The 16,341-nt window shown below is 72.7% G+C and carries 14 protein-coding genes; 6 read left to right on the forward strand and 8 right to left on the reverse strand.

Annotated features, from left to right (window positions below; translation table 11 throughout):
* Nucleotides 1-27 precede the first annotated feature (27 nt).
* From thiE to AB0D85_RS05860, 3 genes are all read left to right on the forward strand, one after another.
* Entirely contained in the window at nucleotides 28-675 is a 648-nt protein-coding gene (thiE, locus tag AB0D85_RS05850; protein WP_362314162.1) for a thiamine phosphate synthase, read from the forward strand.
* A 130-nt stretch (nucleotides 676-805) separates the two neighbouring features.
* A complete protein-coding gene (metF, locus tag AB0D85_RS05855; protein ID WP_362314165.1) occupies nucleotides 806-1,729 on the forward strand; it encodes a methylenetetrahydrofolate reductase [NAD(P)H] in 924 nt (307 codons plus the stop codon).
* Nucleotides 1,730-1,785: 56 nt separating this feature from the next.
* Nucleotides 1,786-2,784 (forward strand): hypothetical protein, encoded by a 999-nt coding sequence (locus AB0D85_RS05860; RefSeq protein WP_362314167.1) that lies wholly within the window; start codon nucleotides 1,786-1,788, stop codon nucleotides 2,782-2,784.
* Between the two features lie 19 nt (nucleotides 2,785-2,803).
* On the opposite strand, the gene AB0D85_RS05865 is transcribed toward AB0D85_RS05860, so the two are convergent.
* The 5 genes from AB0D85_RS05865 to AB0D85_RS05885 all read right to left on the reverse strand — a co-directional run bounded on the left by AB0D85_RS05865 (nucleotide 2,804) and on the right by AB0D85_RS05885 (nucleotide 8,854).
* On the reverse strand, nucleotides 2,804-4,312 hold the full coding sequence (locus AB0D85_RS05865) for an NAD(P)/FAD-dependent oxidoreductase (protein WP_362314170.1): 1,509 nt from the start codon (nucleotides 4,310-4,312) through the stop codon (nucleotides 2,804-2,806).
* A gap of 47 nt (nucleotides 4,313-4,359) precedes the next feature.
* On the reverse strand, nucleotides 4,360-4,974 hold the full coding sequence (locus AB0D85_RS05870) for a DUF4126 domain-containing protein (protein ID WP_362314173.1): 615 nt from the start codon (nucleotides 4,972-4,974) through the stop codon (nucleotides 4,360-4,362).
* Between the two features lie 382 nt (nucleotides 4,975-5,356).
* The gene (locus AB0D85_RS05875; protein ID WP_362314175.1) at nucleotides 5,357-5,983 is read right to left on the reverse strand and encodes a TetR/AcrR family transcriptional regulator; all 627 of its coding nucleotides are present in this window, start codon (nucleotides 5,981-5,983) and stop codon (nucleotides 5,357-5,359) included.
* A gap of 62 nt (nucleotides 5,984-6,045) precedes the next feature.
* A complete protein-coding gene (locus tag AB0D85_RS05880; protein WP_362314178.1) occupies nucleotides 6,046-8,130 on the reverse strand; it encodes a YhgE/Pip domain-containing protein in 2,085 nt (694 codons plus the stop codon).
* Entirely contained in the window at nucleotides 8,102-8,854 is a 753-nt protein-coding gene (locus tag AB0D85_RS05885) for an ATP-binding cassette domain-containing protein (RefSeq protein ID WP_362314181.1), read from the reverse strand. The genes AB0D85_RS05880 and AB0D85_RS05885 overlap by 29 nt, the downstream gene beginning before the upstream one ends.
* Nucleotides 8,855-9,033: 179 nt before the next feature.
* On the opposite strand from AB0D85_RS05885, the gene AB0D85_RS05890 reads away from it, so the two are divergent.
* From AB0D85_RS05890 to AB0D85_RS05900, 3 genes are all read left to right on the forward strand, one after another.
* Nucleotides 9,034-9,606 carry an SAV_6107 family HEPN domain-containing protein gene (locus AB0D85_RS05890; RefSeq protein WP_362314184.1) on the forward strand — a complete coding sequence of 191 codons (573 nt, stop codon included), beginning with the start codon at nucleotides 9,034-9,036 and terminating at the stop codon, nucleotides 9,604-9,606.
* Between the two features lie 160 nt (nucleotides 9,607-9,766).
* Nucleotides 9,767-10,537 (forward strand): methyltransferase, encoded by a 771-nt coding sequence (locus AB0D85_RS05895; protein WP_362314187.1) that lies wholly within the window; start codon nucleotides 9,767-9,769, stop codon nucleotides 10,535-10,537.
* A gap of 276 nt (nucleotides 10,538-10,813) precedes the next feature.
* Entirely contained in the window at nucleotides 10,814-11,203 is a 390-nt protein-coding gene (locus AB0D85_RS05900) for a DUF3040 domain-containing protein (protein ID WP_362314189.1), read from the forward strand.
* 160 nt (nucleotides 11,204-11,363) lie between these two features.
* On the opposite strand, the gene AB0D85_RS05905 is transcribed toward AB0D85_RS05900, so the two are convergent.
* From AB0D85_RS05905 to AB0D85_RS05915, 3 genes are read right to left on the reverse strand one after another with little or no spacing between them, the layout of a single operon-like run.
* Nucleotides 11,364-13,748 carry a DUF3488 and transglutaminase-like domain-containing protein gene (locus AB0D85_RS05905; protein WP_362314192.1) on the reverse strand — a complete coding sequence of 795 codons (2,385 nt, stop codon included), beginning with the start codon at nucleotides 13,746-13,748 and terminating at the stop codon, nucleotides 11,364-11,366.
* The gene (locus tag AB0D85_RS05910) at nucleotides 13,748-15,094 is read right to left on the reverse strand and encodes a DUF58 domain-containing protein (RefSeq protein WP_362314195.1); all 1,347 of its coding nucleotides are present in this window, start codon (nucleotides 15,092-15,094) and stop codon (nucleotides 13,748-13,750) included. The genes AB0D85_RS05905 and AB0D85_RS05910 overlap by 1 nt, the downstream gene beginning before the upstream one ends.
* The gene (locus tag AB0D85_RS05915) at nucleotides 15,094-16,134 is read right to left on the reverse strand and encodes a MoxR family ATPase (protein ID WP_362314199.1); all 1,041 of its coding nucleotides are present in this window, start codon (nucleotides 16,132-16,134) and stop codon (nucleotides 15,094-15,096) included. The genes AB0D85_RS05910 and AB0D85_RS05915 overlap by 1 nt, the downstream gene beginning before the upstream one ends.
* Nucleotides 16,135-16,341: the final 207 nt, after the last annotated feature.

A 16,341-nucleotide genomic window follows, 5' to 3' on the forward strand; every position in this document is an offset into this window, starting at 1 on the left:
CCAGTACCGACTCAACGGGGGACACCGATGACCGACACCGCCCGCGCCCAGCTGGCCGACGCCCGTCTCTACCTGTGCACGGACGCCCGCAGGGAGCAGGGCGACCTCGCCGGGTTCCTGGACGAGGTCCTGGCGGGCGGTGTCGACATCGTCCAGCTGCGTGACAAGGGCATGGAGGCCGCCGAGGAGCTGGAGCACCTCGCCGTGTTCGCCGACGCCTGCGCCCGGCACGGCAAGCTGCTCGCGGTCAACGACCGCGCGGACGTGGCCCACGCGGCCGCCGCCGACGTGCTCCACCTCGGCCAGGGCGACCTCCCGGTGCCCGCCGCCCGCGCGATCCTCGGCCCCGACGTCCTGATCGGCCGCTCCACGCACGCCGAGTCCGAGGCCGCCGCGGCCGCCGTCCAGGACGGCGTGGACTACTTCTGCACCGGCCCCTGCTGGCCCACCCCCACCAAGCCCGGCCGCCCCGCCCCCGGCCTGGACCTGGTGCGGTACACCGCCGCCCTCGGCACCGACCGCCCCTGGTTCGCCATCGGCGGTATCGACCTCGGCAACCTAGACCAGGTGCTGGACGCGGGCGCCCGCAGGGTGGTCGTGGTCCGCGCGCTCACCGCGGCCGACGACCCGGGCGCGGCGGCGGCCGAGTTCGCGAAGCGGCTCCGGTCGGCGTGACGCTCCGTCCACCGCTCTGTTCAGGCCGACTGTCCGGAAACTTGTCCAGTATCCGGACATGAGGTCGACAATTCGGGCAATTTTCCCGAGTGCGGTTGGGTGACCGTCCACCCCTGGCTAACCTGCGGGTATGGCCCTAGGAACCGCATCCACCAGGACTGATCGCGCACGCACCGTGCGCGACATGCTCGCCACCGGCAAGACCACGTACTCGTTCGAGTTCTCGGCGCCGAAGACCCCCAAGGGCGAGCGGAACCTGTGGAGCGCGCTCCGGCGGGTCGAGGCGGTCGCCCCCGACTTCGTCTCCGTGACCTACGGCGCCGGTGGTTCCACCCGCGCGGGCACGGTCAAGGAGACCGAGCAGATCGTCGCCGACACCACGCTCACCCCGGTCGCCCACCTCACCGCGGTCGACCACTCCCTGGCCGAGCTGCGGAACATCATCGGCCAGTACGCGGACGCCGGGATCCGCAACATGCTGGCCGTGCGCGGCGACCCGCCCGGCGACCCGATGGGCGACTGGGTGGCGCACCCGCAGGGCCTGACCTACGCGGCCGAACTGGTCCGGCTCATCAAGGAGTCGGGCGACTTCTGTGTGGGCGTCGCCGCGTTCCCGGAGATGCACCCGCGCTCCGGCGACTGGGACACCGATGTGCGGCACTTCGTCGACAAATGCCGTGCGGGCGCCGACTACGCCATCACGCAGATGTTCTTCCGGCCCGAGTCGTACCTTCGCCTTCGCGACTCGGTCGCCGCGGCCGGCTGTGAAACCCCTGTCATTCCGGAAATTCTTCCGGTCACCAGTGTGAAGATGCTGGAACGGCTGCCCAAACTCAGCAACGCAGTCTTCCCGGACGTCCTGAAAGAGCGGATCCTCACAGCGAAAGACGATCCGGCGGCGGTACGCTCCATTGGCATCGAATTCGCCACGGAGTTCTGCGCGCGGCTGTTGGCCGAGGGTGTCCCCGGACTGCACTTCATCACGCTCAACAACTCCACGGCGACGCTGGAAATCTACGAAAACCTGGGCCTGCACCATCCCCCGCGGGCCTAGACCGGCCGCACCGGAGTACGACACACTGCGTAGCGGTCACTGGGAGAGGGGCGTACATGGGCTGGACGGTCCTCTACGTAGCGTTCGGCATCGTCGCGCTGTGGTTGCTCGGCGAGGTACTGCTGCAGTACAAGGCGCGGCTGCGCTGGCGGCTGCTCGCCTTCGTCGGCTTCCTCGGGGTCGTCTTCGGTGTCCTGATTCCGTCCGTGATCGTCATCGGTATCGGCGCGATCGCCTTCGCGGTCGGCCAGACCTACGTCACGCTGTCGTTCCGCCGCGGCTTCGAGGCCGGCTGGGCCGTCAAGCGCCCCGGTGCGGACGACGAAGGCGGCGGCCTGATCAAGCGCCGTCGCGGTGAGCCGGACGAGGACCCGGGCCTGGCGGCCACCGACCCGGACGCGGCCGACGCCGCCTACGCCGAGCAGAAGTCCGCCTACGCCACGGGCAGCAACCCCGTCTACGGCGGCGACGACTACGACCGCGACGACGTCTTCACCCCGGCCGCGCGCGCTGGCGAACCCACCGAAGCCGAGTCCACCGCGGTGTACGAACCGCAGCCGATCCCCGACGACACCGGCTCCTACGGCGTCTACCGCGACTCCGGCTACGCCGCCACCGGCGACCAGCAGGCCGCCTACGCGACCGCCGGCCAGGACCCGTCGTACGCCGCCCAGGGCACCGACCAGAACTACGCCTACGACTACTCCGGGTACGGCCAGCAGCAGTACGGCTACGACGCGAACGGCCAGCAGCAGTACGCCAATTACTCCGACCCGTACATCGGCAACCAGACCTACGGCGGCACCGGGTACGACCAGTCGTACGGCACCCAGCAGTACGACCAGCAGGGCTACGCCCAGGGGCAGTACGGCACCGGCGGCTACGCCGAGACCCCGGCCGGCGGCGTCTGGGTCCCGCAGCAGCGCGCCGACGAGACCTACGGCGGCGAGCTCCCGCAGGAGCAGCAGTACCCGTACCAGGGCGACGCCCAGCAGCAGGGCCAGGGCCAGGGTCACCAGGGCAACGGGTACGACGAGCAGCAGTACCGTTTCTGAGCCGGGCGCGGCTGCCCGCTCACTGCGAGCCGCGGAACTCCGGTCCCTCCACGATCAGCCCGGCCACCAGCGCCCCCGACATGCCCGCGTGCGGGAGCCCGCCGCCGGGGTGTGACCAGCCGCCCGCGGTGAACAGGCCCGGCACTGCCGTGGTGTTGGCCGGATGCAGCACGCCTTCTGCCCCGGCCAGCGCCGGCGGCGGCACCGCACCGCCGATGGCGCCCGTCTCCCGCTCGGTGTCCAGGGGCGTGCGGACCTCCCGCCACAGCAGCCGCTCCCGCAGCCCCGGCACGGCACGCTCGGCGGCGGCCGCCATCCGGTCCGCGAACGCGTCGGCGGTTCCCGGCGCGGCCCAGTCGTACTCGGTCGCCGACGGCACCGTCGCCGTCACCACCACGGACTCGTGTTCCGCGTCGGGACGCAGGGCCGGGTCGTCCGGCCGGTCCACGACGACCGTCGGCAGCTCGGGCAACTCTCCGTGCCCGAACGTGGACAGATCATCCTCGGCGTCGGCGGCGTGCACCACCGTGCGGTGCGCCGCGCCCGGCTCCCGCGCACCGCGCAGCGCCAGACACATGACCACTCGGCCTGTGTAACGGCCCTCGGGCTGCGGGCGCACGTCCTGCGTGCCGTACAGCTCCCTGTCCCCGGCCAGGCCGCCCAGTCGCCACGGACCCGTGCCGACGACGAAGTCCGCCTCCGCCACCGTGCCGTCGGCCAACTCCACGCCCGCCGCCCGGCCGTCCTTCTCCAGGACCCGTACGACCTCCGCGTCGAAGACGAACTCGACCCGCCGCTTCAGGCACCGCTCGTACACCGCGCGGGCCAACTCCCGTATGCCGCCCCGCACGTACCAGGTGCCGAAGGCGTGCTCCAGGTAGGGCAGCACGGCCGCGCTCGCCGGGGCGGTTCCGGGATCGACGCCGTAGGCGAGCGCGTAGCCGTCCAGCAGCTGTGCCAGCCGTGGGTCGCGCAGCTCCCACGCGCCGATCTCGGCGAGCGTGCTCGCCCGGCGGGTGCGCAGGAGCTTCTTGTGCGGCACCGACGGGTACGGCTCGCGCTCGGCCAGCACCTGCCAGTTCGGCCACAGCGGCTCCTCCAGGAGGGGGCGCCGGGTGCGGTCCCAGGCCTCGCGCGCCCGCACCAGGAAGTCGCTCCAGCGCTGCCCGGCGCCCGGCCCGAGGGCCTCGTCGAGGGCGGCGACGACGCCCGCGCGGGACGCGTTCGGCAGCGACACCTCCGTGCCGTCCGCGAAGACATGCCGGGCCGACGGATCGACCTGGACCAGCTCGACGCAGTCCTCCAGCGGCTCCTTGCCGGTCTTCACGAACAGGTCGCGGTACACGGCGGGCAGCGGCAGCAGCCCCGGGCCGGTGTCGAAGGCGAACCCGTCCCGCTCGAAGCGGCGCACCCCGCCGCCGTACGTCTCCGTGCGCTCGTACACCGTCACCCGGTGGCCCGCGACGGCCAGCCGGGCGGCCGCCGCCATGGCGCCCATCCCGGCGCCGATCACCGCAATCCGTCCCATGCCCGCGACTTTATCGACCGCCACTGACAACCCGGTCCGGCGGGCCGTCAGCCCGGTGGCCGTCCCACCTGCGCCGCCATCCGCCGTTCCTCCCGGCGCTGGGCGCGGCGGCGCCAGAACCGGCGGATCCGGGAGACCAGGAACACCAGCACGATCAGGCCGGTGGCCAGCAGCACCGCCGCGATGATCGCCGCCGGCAGCGGGTGGAACACCGCGAACGTCACGATCCCGGCGACCCCGAGATCCTCGGCGAGGCTCACCACGATGTTGCTGAACGGCTCCGGCGAGGTGTTGATCGCCATCCGGGTCCCGGCCTTGACGGTGTGGCTGGCCAGGGCCGTGGAACCGCCGATCAGCCCGGCCGCCACGTCCGACAGGGAGCCGCTGTGCCCGGCGAGCAGCGCCCCGACCCAGGCGCCCGCGACCGGCCGGACGACCGTGTGCACGGAGTCCCACACCGAGTCGACGTAGGGGATCTTGTCGGCGACCGCCTCGCAGAGGAACAGCACGCCCGCGATGATCAGCACCTCGGGGCGCTGCAGCGTCTCTGGGACGTCGTGGCTCAGGCCCGTCGCGCCGAAGAGGCCGAGCAGCAGCACCACCGCATAGGCGTTGATTCCGCTGGCCCAGCCGCTGGTGAAGACCAAAGGGAGTACCGACACGGACGCGATCGTAGCCAGTCGGCGACCCGGCGTCCTGGGCCCGCGTGCGCAGGGCTGAGTACAGGTACCTAGGGAGCGAGTTGAGTACGCGCGCGGATGGGCCCCGACCTGCGTGAACGGGAGAGTGGAGACATGGAAAGGGGCGCGGGGTCCGGTACCGCCGACACGGGGCGGCGGAACGGCGCCGGCGCCCTTGACCGCTCCTTCCGCCGATTCGCGTCGGCGGAAGCGAGACACGGGGGAGAGGGGACCCGGGGGAACAACGGGAAACCGGGGGAGCACGGGGGAACGGGGAAGTACGGGGGTGCACGGAAGGCGCCGGTCCGACGGTGGCCCGCGGGGGACGCGGCCACCGGAGGGCCGGCGCCTTCGCACATCCGGTTCAGCCCTTCCCGCTCACCCGCCCCTGCAGCAGCCGGGACAGCGCCGCGTGGACGTCGTCCAGGGAGCGCTCCGGCTGGAAGGACTTCCAGTCCAGGGCCGCCACCAGCACCATCCCGACCAGGGCGGCCGCCGTCAGCTGGACATCGATGTCGTCGCTGAACTCGCCGTTCTCCACGCCCTCGCGCAGCACGCCCTCGACGACCGCGACGGCCTGCTGCCTGACCACCATCAGGGTGGACTGCCAGGCCCGGTTGGTGCGCCACAGCTCGGCCACGTAGAGCTGGGTGAAGGCCGGGTAGCGGTCGATGAAGACGAGGCCCGCGCGGACCATCGCGTCCAGGGCGTCGACCCGGCTGCCGCCCTCCCGCGCGGTCCGCTCGGCGGCCTCCCGCAGGGAGGCGGTGAGGAGGCCCACGCCGTGCCGCAGCAGCTCCTCGAAGAGGACCGACTTGCTCGCGAAGTTGTAGTAGACCGTGCCCTTCGCGACCCCGGCCCGTTCGGCGATCTCGTCCACCGTGGTGGCGGAGAAGCCCTGCTCGGCGATGAGTGTGACGGCGGCCTCGTAGAGCTTCTGCCGGGTGGCCTCACGGCGTGTGCTGCCGCCCGTGGTGCTGCTGCTTTCCATGGTCCTGATTCTCACAGGAACGGCGGCCCCCGCGGGCACGGAAGGGGAGGTCATGAACGTCCTCACAGGCTCAGTTCAGGATGCAGCCGGTCCAGTGTCCACACCTGGCGGCGCCGGGCCGACAGCGCGGTGAGCGCCAGGGCACCCGCCGTGAACGCCACCAGGACGCCGCACGCCTGCCACACCGGCCCCAGGCCGCCGCCCGTGATCAGCCGCCGCAGGGCCGCCACGACGTAGCTCATCGGCAGGAACGGGTGGATCGCGTTGAAGAAGCCCGGGCTGGTCTGCACGGGATACGTGCCGCCCGCCGAGGTCAGCTGGAGCATCAGCAGGGCGAGGACGAGGATCCGCCCGGCCGCCCCGAAGCGCGCGTTCAGCCACTGCACGATCGCCGCGAAGCAGGCCGCCACCAGGAACAGGAACCCGACCGTCCCGGCCGCGCGGACCATCTGCAGCCCGATCGCCCAGTGCAGTACGGCCATCAGCGCGGCCGTCTGCAGCACCCCGACCGCGACCACCGGCAGCCAGCCCGCCAGCGCGATCCGCCAGGCCGCCGAACCGGCCGCCAGAGCACGCCGGTTGAGCGGCTGGATCAGCATGTAGGCGACCATCGCGCCGACCCACAGGGACAACGGGATGAAGTACGGGGCGAAGCCGGTGCCGTAGTTGGGCGCCTTGTGCAGATCCTGCGAGGCGAGCTGGACCGGGTCCGCCATCACCCCGGTGCGCTGCTCGCGGTCCTGCTTGTCGTAGTCGGGGATCTTCGCCGCGCCGTCGTGCAGACCGCCGGCGAGCTTTCCGGAACCGTCGACCAGCTTGTACATCCCGCCGTTGAGGTCGTAGGCGCCGGTCTTGAGCTTGCCCAGGCCCGTGTCGAGGCCGGTCGCGCCGGTGGTGGCCGTGCCGAGGCCGGTGTGCAGCTTCTTCGCACCCGCGGCGACCTCGGCCGCGCCGTCGTTCAGCTCGTCGATCTTCTTGACGGCGTCGGCGACGTCCTCGGAGAGGTGCGGGGCGCGGTCGGCGAGGGCCTGGGCCTGCGTCTGGAGCGTGCCGAGGTTGCCGTCGAGCGTCTTCAGGTCGCCGTTCTGGTCGGCGATCAGCGTGTTCAGGTCGTCGGCGACCGAGGCCACGTCGTCGGCCGCGTCCCTGGCCTTCTTCAGGTCGGGGCAGACCGGGTCGGCCAGCAGGTTCGCCGAGCAGCGCGCCGCGTAGACCTCGTCCAGCGTGCCGGCGGCCGCGTGCGCGGTCTTCGCCGCCGCCGGGGCCGTCTTCACCAGGACACCCAGGTTGTCGCGCACGGTCCGCGCGGAGTCGGCGACCAGTCGGGCGGTGTCGCCGATGGTCTTCTCGTTCTTCGCCAGATAGGGGCCGACCTTGTCGTAGACCCCGTCGACCCGGTCCGCGAGGGCCTGGGTGCCGTCCGCGACCTGCCGTGAACCGTCCTCCAGCCGCCCGGCGCCCGCGTCCAGCTTCGTGATGCCCTTGGCGAGCTTCCCGCTGCCGGTCTTGGCGTCCTTCAGTCCGTCCGCGAGGTCCTTGGAGCCCCTCTCGGCCTTCCCGATGCCACCGGTGAGCGTGTCGGCGCCCTCGGCGGCCTTCACGGTCTGCCCGTGGATGCCGGAGAACGAGATGAAGATCCGGTCCAGGAAGGACCGGGACGCCTTGGTGGACGCGGCCGAGCGCACCTCGTTGAAGACCGTGCGGGAGATCTGCCCGACGATGTAGTTGTTCGCGTCGTTCGTACGCACCTGGAGCGCGCCGGTCTCCGGGGAGGCGCCCGCGCTGGACGCGATGCGCTCACTGAAGTCGGCGGGCATGGTCAGCGACAGGTAATAGGTGCCGTTCTCGACGCCCTGCCGTGCCTCGGCGGCGCTCACCTCGTGCCAGTCGAAGGTGTCGCTGTCGCGCAGCCCGCTGACGATGTCGTCGCCGGCGGCGATCTTCCTGCCGTTCGCGGTCGCGCCCTTGTCGTCGTTCACGAGCGCCACCGGGATGCGGTCCAGCCGGCCGTAGGGGTCCCAGAACGACCACAGGTACAGCGCGCCGTACAGCAGCGGCAGCACCAGCAGGGCCACCAGGGCCGCGCGCGGCAGCTTCCCCCGTCCGAAGCGCCTGAGCTCAAGCGCGGCCAGTCGCGGTGAGCGCATCACCGGCCTCCTCCCTCTCCGACGGCTCTGCGGCCTCCGCGTTGCCGGTGCGTATGACGACGGCCGCCTCCATCGCCTCCCCGCACACCGCCACCACCGTCGTCCCGGCCTCGGCGATCGACGCCAACAGCGCCCGGACCTCGGCCCGTTCGGCCTGTGACAGCTTCAGGTCCGCGTCGTCCACGGCCAGCAGCCGGGGCCGCCCCACCATGGCCAGCGCCACGGACAGCCGCAGCGCCTCGATCCGCTCCAGATCCCGTACGGCGGTCCGGGCGCCCTTCGGCAGCGACTCCAGGTCGAGCCCGGCGGCCGCCAGGGCGTCGCCGACCCGCTGCCCCGCGCGTGCGGCCCGTTCCGTACGCGGCCGCAGCAGGTCGCGCAGGCTGTCGCCGAACCGCCGCTGCAGCAGGGCGCGTTCGCGCAGGTGCTCGCCGACGGTGAGGGCGGGTTCGAGGTCGGTGACCCCGGCGACGTTGGCCACCGCGCTGATCCGGCGCACGGCCGCCAACTGCTTGGGCAGCCGGGCCGCGCCGACGGTCGCGGTGCCCTCGGTGGCCTTCATCCGGCCGGTGAGCGCGAGCAGCAGACACGTACGGCCGGAGCCGGACGGTCCCTCCACCGCGATCAGCGCGCCCGGCCCGGCGTCCAGGGAGATCCCCCGGAACGCCCAGCCGCGCGGGCCCTTGAGCCCTAGGCGCTCGGCTGTGACAGGTACGCCGTGCACTGGTCCCCCTCTTCCACGTCCACCCGTTTTTGAACTGACTGGTCAGTGCAAAAACTAGCCCGAACCTACGATCGAAGCAAAAGCCCAGGTCAGAACGGATTGTCAGTGCCATACCTCACGATGGGCACATACGGCACCCCGTGTGAGGGAGCCGTCACCCAGACGACAGGAGGTTCGTCATGGCCAACTCGTCAGCGGCCGCCGCCCACCGGCGCCGCGCCACCGGCCCTGCCCCCTCACTGACCGGCCCGGCGGGCGATGTGCACCCCGTGCTCCGCCGGGCCACGGCCCCGCCCGCCGCCCTCGACCTGCTCACCCAGGCCCGTGCCGCCCTCGACGAGGCCGAGCTGCTCGTCACTCCGAACGAGCGCTATGCGACGGCCCATCTGGCCGCCCTGCGCACCGCCGCCGCCGTGCTCGCCGCCCGCGCCCGCCCCGAGACCTCGCCACGGCGCAGGGCGCGCATCCGCAGCGCCTGGGAGGTGCTCCCCGAGGTCGCGCCCGAGCTCACCGAGTGGAGCGCCCTGTTCGCCTCCGGCGCCGGCCGCCGGGCCCGCGCCGAGGCGGGCATCCAGGGCGCGGCCGGCCGCCGGGACGCCGACGACCTGATACGCGACGTGGCGATGTTCCTCCGCATCGTCGAGCGGATGCTCGTCCTCCAGCCGGTCCTGCCGCAGCCGCGCCGGCAGGACACCGGGGACGGCGGACGGCCCGACGCCGACCCGGGGAGAGGGCTGCCCGACGCGGGATGACCGGCAGGGGAGATCCGGCACGTGGGATGACCAGGCGAGGCAGCGGAGGCAATAGGGTGGAGAGCGCCTGAAGCCTTCCTTCCTCCCGCACCCGGGCCGGGGAGGCACCGAGTTCGCGCCGCCGGGCAACAGGCGGTGCCGCGCCGAGGAGTCAACTGCCGTGCCGGACCCCACTCGACCCCGCGCCTCTCTCCGTACCGCCGTGGTCTGGGAGGTCCTCCAGGACGCCCTCGACCGCCGGGTCAAGGCCACCGGCCGGGACGTGCTGGACGTCCTCGACACCGGCGGCGGCAGCGGCAACTTCGCCGTCCCCCTCGCCCGCCTCGGCCACCGTGTCACGGTCGTCGACCCCAGCCCCAACGCGCTGTTCGCGCTGGAGCGCCGGGCCGCCGAGGCCGGCGTCGCCGACCGGGTCAAGGGCGTCCAGGGCGACGTGCACGGCCTGTTCGACGTGGTCGAGCGCGGCGGCCACGACGTGGTGCTGTGCCACGGCGTCCTGGAGTACGTCGACGACCCGGCCGAGGGCGTGGCCAACACGGTGGCCGCGCTGCGCGCCGAGGGCGTCCTCAGCCTGCTCGCCGCCGGGCTCGGCGGGGCCGTGGTCTCCCGGGCCCTCGCCGGGCACTTCAAGGAGGCCAAGCAGGCCCTCGAGGACCCCGACGGCCGCTGGGGCAGCGGCGACCCCATGCCACGCCGCTTCACCGCCGAGCAGCTCACCGGCCTGGTCGAGGGCGCGGGCCTCGCCGTCGCCGCCGTGCACGGCGTACGGGTCTTCGCCGACCTGGTCCCCGGCGTCCTGGTGGACACCGAGCCCGGCGCCCTCGACGCCCTGCTCAAGCTGGAGGCCGCCGCGGCCGAGCTCCCGGCCTTCCACGCCGTCGCCACCCAGCTCCATGTGCTCGGCGAGACACCGGGTGCGGCGGAGGTCTGAGGGTCTGCTGTGCCGAGCCGCTGATCAGGGGCTCGGCAGCGGATGGAGTACGCCACAGGCCCCCCGATCGAGGGGTTTGCGCCGTATGATCGAGGGAGACCGCCCGGCATGACGGGTCGGCCACTGGGGAATGGAAGCCTCAGCGAGCCGGGACAGTCATGGCGGGTTCCGGTTGGCCAATTGGCCTAGAGGGGCGGGTTTCACGGGGGCGATTCCCTGCCTATCCTGAAGGGACCCCCCGGGTCGCCCCGGCGACTGCACGATGAGGAGGACGCCGTGCCGCTCTCGGAGCACGAGCAGCGAATGCTTGAGCAGATGGAGCGAGCGCTGTACGCCGAAGACCCCAAGTTCGCGACAGCGCTTGAGGGAAACGGCCTGCGGACGTACACCCGGCGACGGGTCTACCAGGCGGTCGCCGGCTTCCTCGTGGGTATCGCGCTCCTCATGGCCGGAATGGTCGCGCAGCAGATCTGGGTCAGCGTGGTGGGTTTCCTCGTCATGCTGGGCTGCGCGGTACTCGCCGTCACCGGCTGGCGCAAGGCTCCCAAGCCCGGCGAGCAGCCCGCGGGAGGGCCGCAGGCGCGCCGTCAGAGCCGGCCGAAGCGCTCCATGATGGACCGCATCGAAGAGCGCTGGCAGCGCCGACGCGACGAGCAGGGCCACTAGAGGCTTCGCCGAACAGAGCATGACTGAGGGGTGACCGTCACTGGACGGTCACCCCTCAGGCGTTGCCGGACCTTGCTGGGGCCGCGGGGCACTGCGGGCCGGTGGGGGCCGGCCGCGCCCACGCGGCGGAGCCGCACATCGATACAGCCCCGCGCCCCCGTCAGCCCTGCTGACCCGACGGCTTCCGCAGGGTCGGCCGGGCCGCCGCGGCCCGTTCCCGCAGCCGTGCCCAGCCGGCCGACGCCGCCCACACCACGCGCACGGTCGACCGCGGAGCGAACAGCGCCCTGAGCCGTGTGGGGACGCCGACCGTGCCGTTGATCGCGGCCGTCACCCGGCGGACGTCGTCCGCGAGCCCCGCCGTCAGCCGTGGCTGCGGCGCGTACAGCACCTGTTCCACCGCGTCCGCCACCCGGTGCACCGAGGCCCCGGCGACCGGGTCGAGACGGCCTAGCCGCACGAGCCGGGCGGCCGCACCGCGCGGGGTCTGCGAGTCGTCCGGCAGGATGCCGAAGTCCCAGGCGGTGTCGATCAGTTCCTGCCAGACCGCCAGCGTGTGCGCGGCCACTCCCTCGGGGGTACGGTCGTACGCCCCCAGTCGGCGGGCCCGCAGCCGCCGCCGGTACAGCAGCGGCGACAGCGGTACCGCCGGCACGGCAAGTACCGCGAGCGCCCACAGGGCCAGCTGCCACCACGGCGGCCCGCCGTCGCCCCGCTGCACCGCGCCCGCCGCGGACGGGCTCGCGCAGGCGTCCAGCTTGCGCAGCCGGGCCGTGCAGCTCTCGCTCTCGGAGGGCGAGGCCGACGGCGCCGCCGAGGCGCCCTTGGAGGGCAGGACCTCGTCCGGCACGGACGAGCCCGGGGTGTCCGACACGGTGTACGACGGCGTCGTCCCCCGGGTCGGCGTCGGCTCGAAACGGGTCCAGCCCACGCCCTCGAAGTACAGCTCCGGCCAGGCGTGGGCGTCCTTCAGCCCCACCGACACCGAGCCGTCGGCCTGCGGGGTGCCGGGGGCGAAGCCCACCGCGACCCGGGCCGGGATGCCCAGCGTGCGGGCCATCGCCGCCATCGCGAAGGAGAAGTGCACACAGAAGCCGCGCTTCTGCTTCAGGAAGTTCGCGATCGCGCCCTCGCCCCGGCCGACCTCCACCTGGGTGTCGTACTGGAAGCCGCCGGTCACGGCGAAGTAGTCCTGGAGCTTGACCGCCTCCTCGTAGTGGCTGGTCGAGCCCGCGGTGATCTCCTTGGCCGTCTTCGCGACCACCGACGGCAGCGAGGAGGGGACCTTGGTGTACTCCTTCCTCATCGCCGCCGACGGCTCCGGCGCCGAGGCCAGCTGCTCCGGCGTCGGCTGCACGTTCAGGCTGGTGACCTGGTAGGTCTCACCGCGCGTGTTCTGCCCGTGGTCGCCGACCAGGGTCATCCCGACCGGCTCGTAGCGCCAGGTGCCGGCGATCCTCACCCCGCTCGGCGGGTACGGCATCGGCAGCCAGTCCTGGGCGTACCAGTCGGCGGCCGAGATCGTCGTCTTCACCGTCGTCCGCTTGATGTCCCCGCCCAGGCCCGCCGGGGTCGGGAACGTGCTGGGCACGCCCGTGATGTGCCGCTGGGCCGGCTTCCAGGTGGTGCCGTCGAAGTCGTCCAGGGAGACGATCCGCAGATACAGGTCGGAGACGTCGTCGGTGGTGGTCCGCACGGACAGCACCTGGCGGTCCTCGTCCACGTTGAGGCTGTCCCGCAGCGACACCAGCGGGTTGACCGCGGAGATCGTGCCGCCGTTCCCGTCGCCCACGCCGACACCGGTCCCGGTGCCGTCCAGCAGGCCGCCCTGGATCGAGGGCATCGCCAGCGGCACGAACAGGGCCACGCCGAGCACCGCGACACCGATTCGGCGTCCCGTGCGCACCGGCGCCACCGCACCGTTCTCCGGGCCGCCCTGGGCCCGCGAGACCCCGCCGAACACCCGGCCCCACTGCGAGAGCCGGTCCCGGCCCTCGGCGAGCAGCAGCATCAGATAGCCGGCCGCCGCCACCAGGAACCACAGCCAGTCGGCCGCCCCGTCGGACAGACCCGCCGCCACCGAGTACAGCGCGAGCAGCGGCAGCCCGGCCGGGGCCGCGCTGCGGAAGGTCACCGCGAGGGTGTCCACGATCAGCCCGATGACCAGCACCCCGCCGATCACCATCAGCCGGATGCCGTCGGTCAGCGGCGCGGGTATCGCATACCGGCTGACGTCCTGTGAGCCCTGCTGGAGCAGGTCGGCCAGGTACCGGAAGGTCTCCGGTCCCGGGATCAGCCCGGCGATCGCATGCCCCCGGGCGAAGACCAGGGTCAGCATCAGCAACGTGACCAGGGCCTGCGCGGCCACGGTCAGCGGCCGGGCCAGCGGCACCCGCCGGGCGGCCATGCCCACGCCCGTCTGGACCGCCACCAGCAGGGCCGCCTGGAACAGCCAGGTCATCGGGGAGACCAGGGGAAGCAAGGCGCAGGACGCCATCAGCGTCGCCGCGGCCGCGGTCAGGGCCAGCCGGGCCCGTCCGCTCATCACCGTGTCTCCCCGCTCGCCGCGGCGACCGAGAGGCGCTCCCGGTCGGCCTGCCGCCACAGTTCCGTCAGCGAGGCGCCGCGCGGCACGCCGACGGCCGTCCAGCCGGACTCGCGCAGCATCCGCAGCCGCTCCTCGTGTGCGTTGCCGGGCGCGGGCACGTCGGTGGGTTCCCGCACCCAGGTGTCCGGGTCCAGCACGAACGCGACGGCACCGCCGCTGCGCTGGCGCATCTTCGCGGCCACCGCCGCCTGTTCCTCGTCGAGATCGCCGAAGAAGGCCACCAGCAGTCCCTCGTTCCCGCCGCGCAGCAGGTCGTACGCCCGGGACAGGCCCGTGCCGTCCGAGTGGTCGATCACGGCCAGGGTGTCCATCATCAGCCCGGCCGCGTCCGCCGACTCCTGGCCGGAGCCCGCGAAACCGTCGGCGCCCTCGCCCGGCACCGAGCTGCCGGTGTCGGTCAACAGCCGCACCGAGAAGCCGCGTTCAAGCATGTGGACCAGGACCGAGGCGGTGCCGGAGACCGCCCACTCGAACGCCGAGTCGGGGCCCGCGCCCTCGTAGGCCCCGCCCCGGGTGTCGAGGAGCACCGTGCAGCGGGCGCGCTGCGGTTGCTCCTCGCGGCGCACCATCAACTCGCCGTAGCGGGCGGTGGAGCGCCAGTGCACCCGGCGCAGGTCGTCGCCGTAGCGGTAGCCGCGCGGGATCACGTCGTCCTCGCCGGCCAGGGCGAGCGAGCGCTGCCGCCCGTCGCCGTAGCCCTTCGCCTCGCCGCTGAGCCGGATCGGCGGCAGCGGCTCCACCTTCGGGATGACGGTCAGGGTGTCGAACGTCGAGAAGGAGCGGGTCAGTTCGCACATCCCGAACGGGTCGGTCAGGCGCAGCTGGAGCGGGCCCAGCGGATAGCGGCCGCGCAGGTCCGAACGGACCCGGTAGGACACCTCGCGGCGGCCGCCCGGCTCCACCCGGTCCAGGACGAAACGGGGGCGCGGGCCGAGGACGTACGGCACCCGGTCCTGGAGCATCAGCAGACCGGTGGGCAGCCGCGACACGTTGTCCATCCGCAGATGGACCCGGGCCTCCGAGCCGGCCGGCACCCGCGACGGGGAGAGCCGGCGGCTGCCGGACACCCGGTAGCGGGTGCGGTAGAGCACGGTCGTGCAGATCAGCGGCAGCACGGCGAGCAGCAGCCCGACCCGGCGCAGATCGGCCTGGCCGAGGACGTACGCGCAGATCACCGCCGCGATGCCGGCCGCCAGGAAGGAGCGGCCACGGGTGGTCAGCCCGGCCAGGGCCGTGCGGACGCCCCCCGACTCCTCGCGGTCGGCCTCCGCCGGGGCGCCCATCACCGACTCCGCGGGGGCTGCTGGGGATAGGCCGGCACGCCGCGGCCCAGACCGCCGAAGCCGGACTGCTGCTGGGGAGCCGCGGGCACCGGGACGCGCTGCAGGATCTCCTGGACGACCTGCTCCGAGGTGCGCCGGTTGAGCTGGGCCTGGGCGGTGGGCAGCAGCCGGTGGGCCAGGACGGCCACGGCGAGCGCCTGCACGTCGTCCGGCAGCGCGTACTCCCGGCCGCTCAGGGCGGCGGACGCCTTCGCCGCGCGCAGCAGGTGCAGCGTCGCGCGCGGGGAGGCGCCGAGTCTGAGGTCGGGGTGGGTGCGGGTGGCGGACACCAGGTCCACCGCGTACCGCCGGACGGTCTCGGCGACATGGACGCCCCGCACGGCCTCGACCAGTTTCACGATGTCGTGCGCGTGTGCCACCGGTTGGAGGTCGTCCAGGGGGTTGACCGAGCCGTGGATGTCGAGCATCTGCAACTCGGCCTCCACGCTGGGGTAGCCGACCGAGACCCGGGCCATGAAGCGGTCGCGCTGGGCCTCGGGCAGCGGGTAGGTGCCCTCCATCTCGACCGGGTTCTGGGTGGCCACCACCATGAACGGGCTGGGCAGTGCGTAGGTCTGCCCGTCGATGGTGACCTGGCGCTCCTCCATCGACTCCAGCAGCGCCGACTGGGTCTTGGGCGAGGCGCGGTTGATCTCGTCGCCGATCACGATCTGGGCGAAGATGGCGCCCGGTTTGAACTCGAAGTCCCGGCGCTGCTGGTCCCAGATGGACACGCCGGTGATGTCCGACGGCAGCAGGTCCGGTGTGAACTGGATGCGTCGCACACTGCAGTCGATGGACTTCGCCAGCGCCTTCGCCAGCATCGTCTTGCCCACGCCCGGGACGTCCTCGATCAGAAGATGTCCCTCGGCGAGCAGCACGGTCAGCGAAAGCCGTACGACCTCGGGCTTGCCCTCGATCACACCCTCCACCGAACTGCGGACCCGCTCCACAGTGGCGGTCAGATCAGTGAGGCTCGCTCGATCGTCATAGGTCGTCACCCGGCCCTCCTCGGCCCGTTATTGCCCGGGCCGGCGCTTCGTCTCGCATAACCGGCCCACCCCGAATCACGGACACCACGCGTGAATGGTTCCGCGCGACGTCCCACACCGCATTCTTGCTGCCGTTACCGATTCGTGTCACTCGCCTGTGGACAACTGCCCGCACTATGTCGGTCTTACGGGCTTTCGACCGTCTCTTCGACAGGG

It is taken from the genome of Streptomyces sp. NPDC048277 (assembly GCF_040652235.1).
Taxonomy (GTDB): domain Bacteria; phylum Actinomycetota; class Actinomycetes; order Streptomycetales; family Streptomycetaceae; genus Streptomyces.

Bases quoted from the DNA above. Each gene is read 5' to 3' on its own strand.
- thiE (WP_362314162.1), top strand. From the start codon at position 28: ATGACCGACACCGCCCGCGCCCAGCTGGCCGACGCCCGTCTCTACCTG.
- metF (WP_362314165.1), top strand. From the start codon at position 806: ATGGCCCTAGGAACCGCATCCACCAGGACTGATCGCGCACGCACCGTG.
- AB0D85_RS05860 (WP_362314167.1), top strand. From the start codon at position 1,786: ATGGGCTGGACGGTCCTCTACGTAGCGTTCGGCATCGTCGCGCTGTGG.
- AB0D85_RS05865 (WP_362314170.1), bottom strand. From the start codon at position 4,312: ATGGGACGGATTGCGGTGATCGGCGCCGGGATGGGCGCCATGGCGGCG.
- AB0D85_RS05875 (WP_362314175.1), bottom strand. From the start codon at position 5,983: ATGGAAAGCAGCAGCACCACGGGCGGCAGCACACGCCGTGAGGCCACC.
- AB0D85_RS05880 (WP_362314178.1), bottom strand. From the start codon at position 8,130: ATGCGCTCACCGCGACTGGCCGCGCTTGAGCTCAGGCGCTTCGGACGG.
- AB0D85_RS05890 (WP_362314184.1), top strand. From the start codon at position 9,034: ATGGCCAACTCGTCAGCGGCCGCCGCCCACCGGCGCCGCGCCACCGGC.
- AB0D85_RS05905 (WP_362314192.1), bottom strand. From the start codon at position 13,748: ATGAGCGGACGGGCCCGGCTGGCCCTGACCGCGGCCGCGGCGACGCTG.
- AB0D85_RS05910 (WP_362314195.1), bottom strand. From the start codon at position 15,094: ATGGGCGCCCCGGCGGAGGCCGACCGCGAGGAGTCGGGGGGCGTCCGC.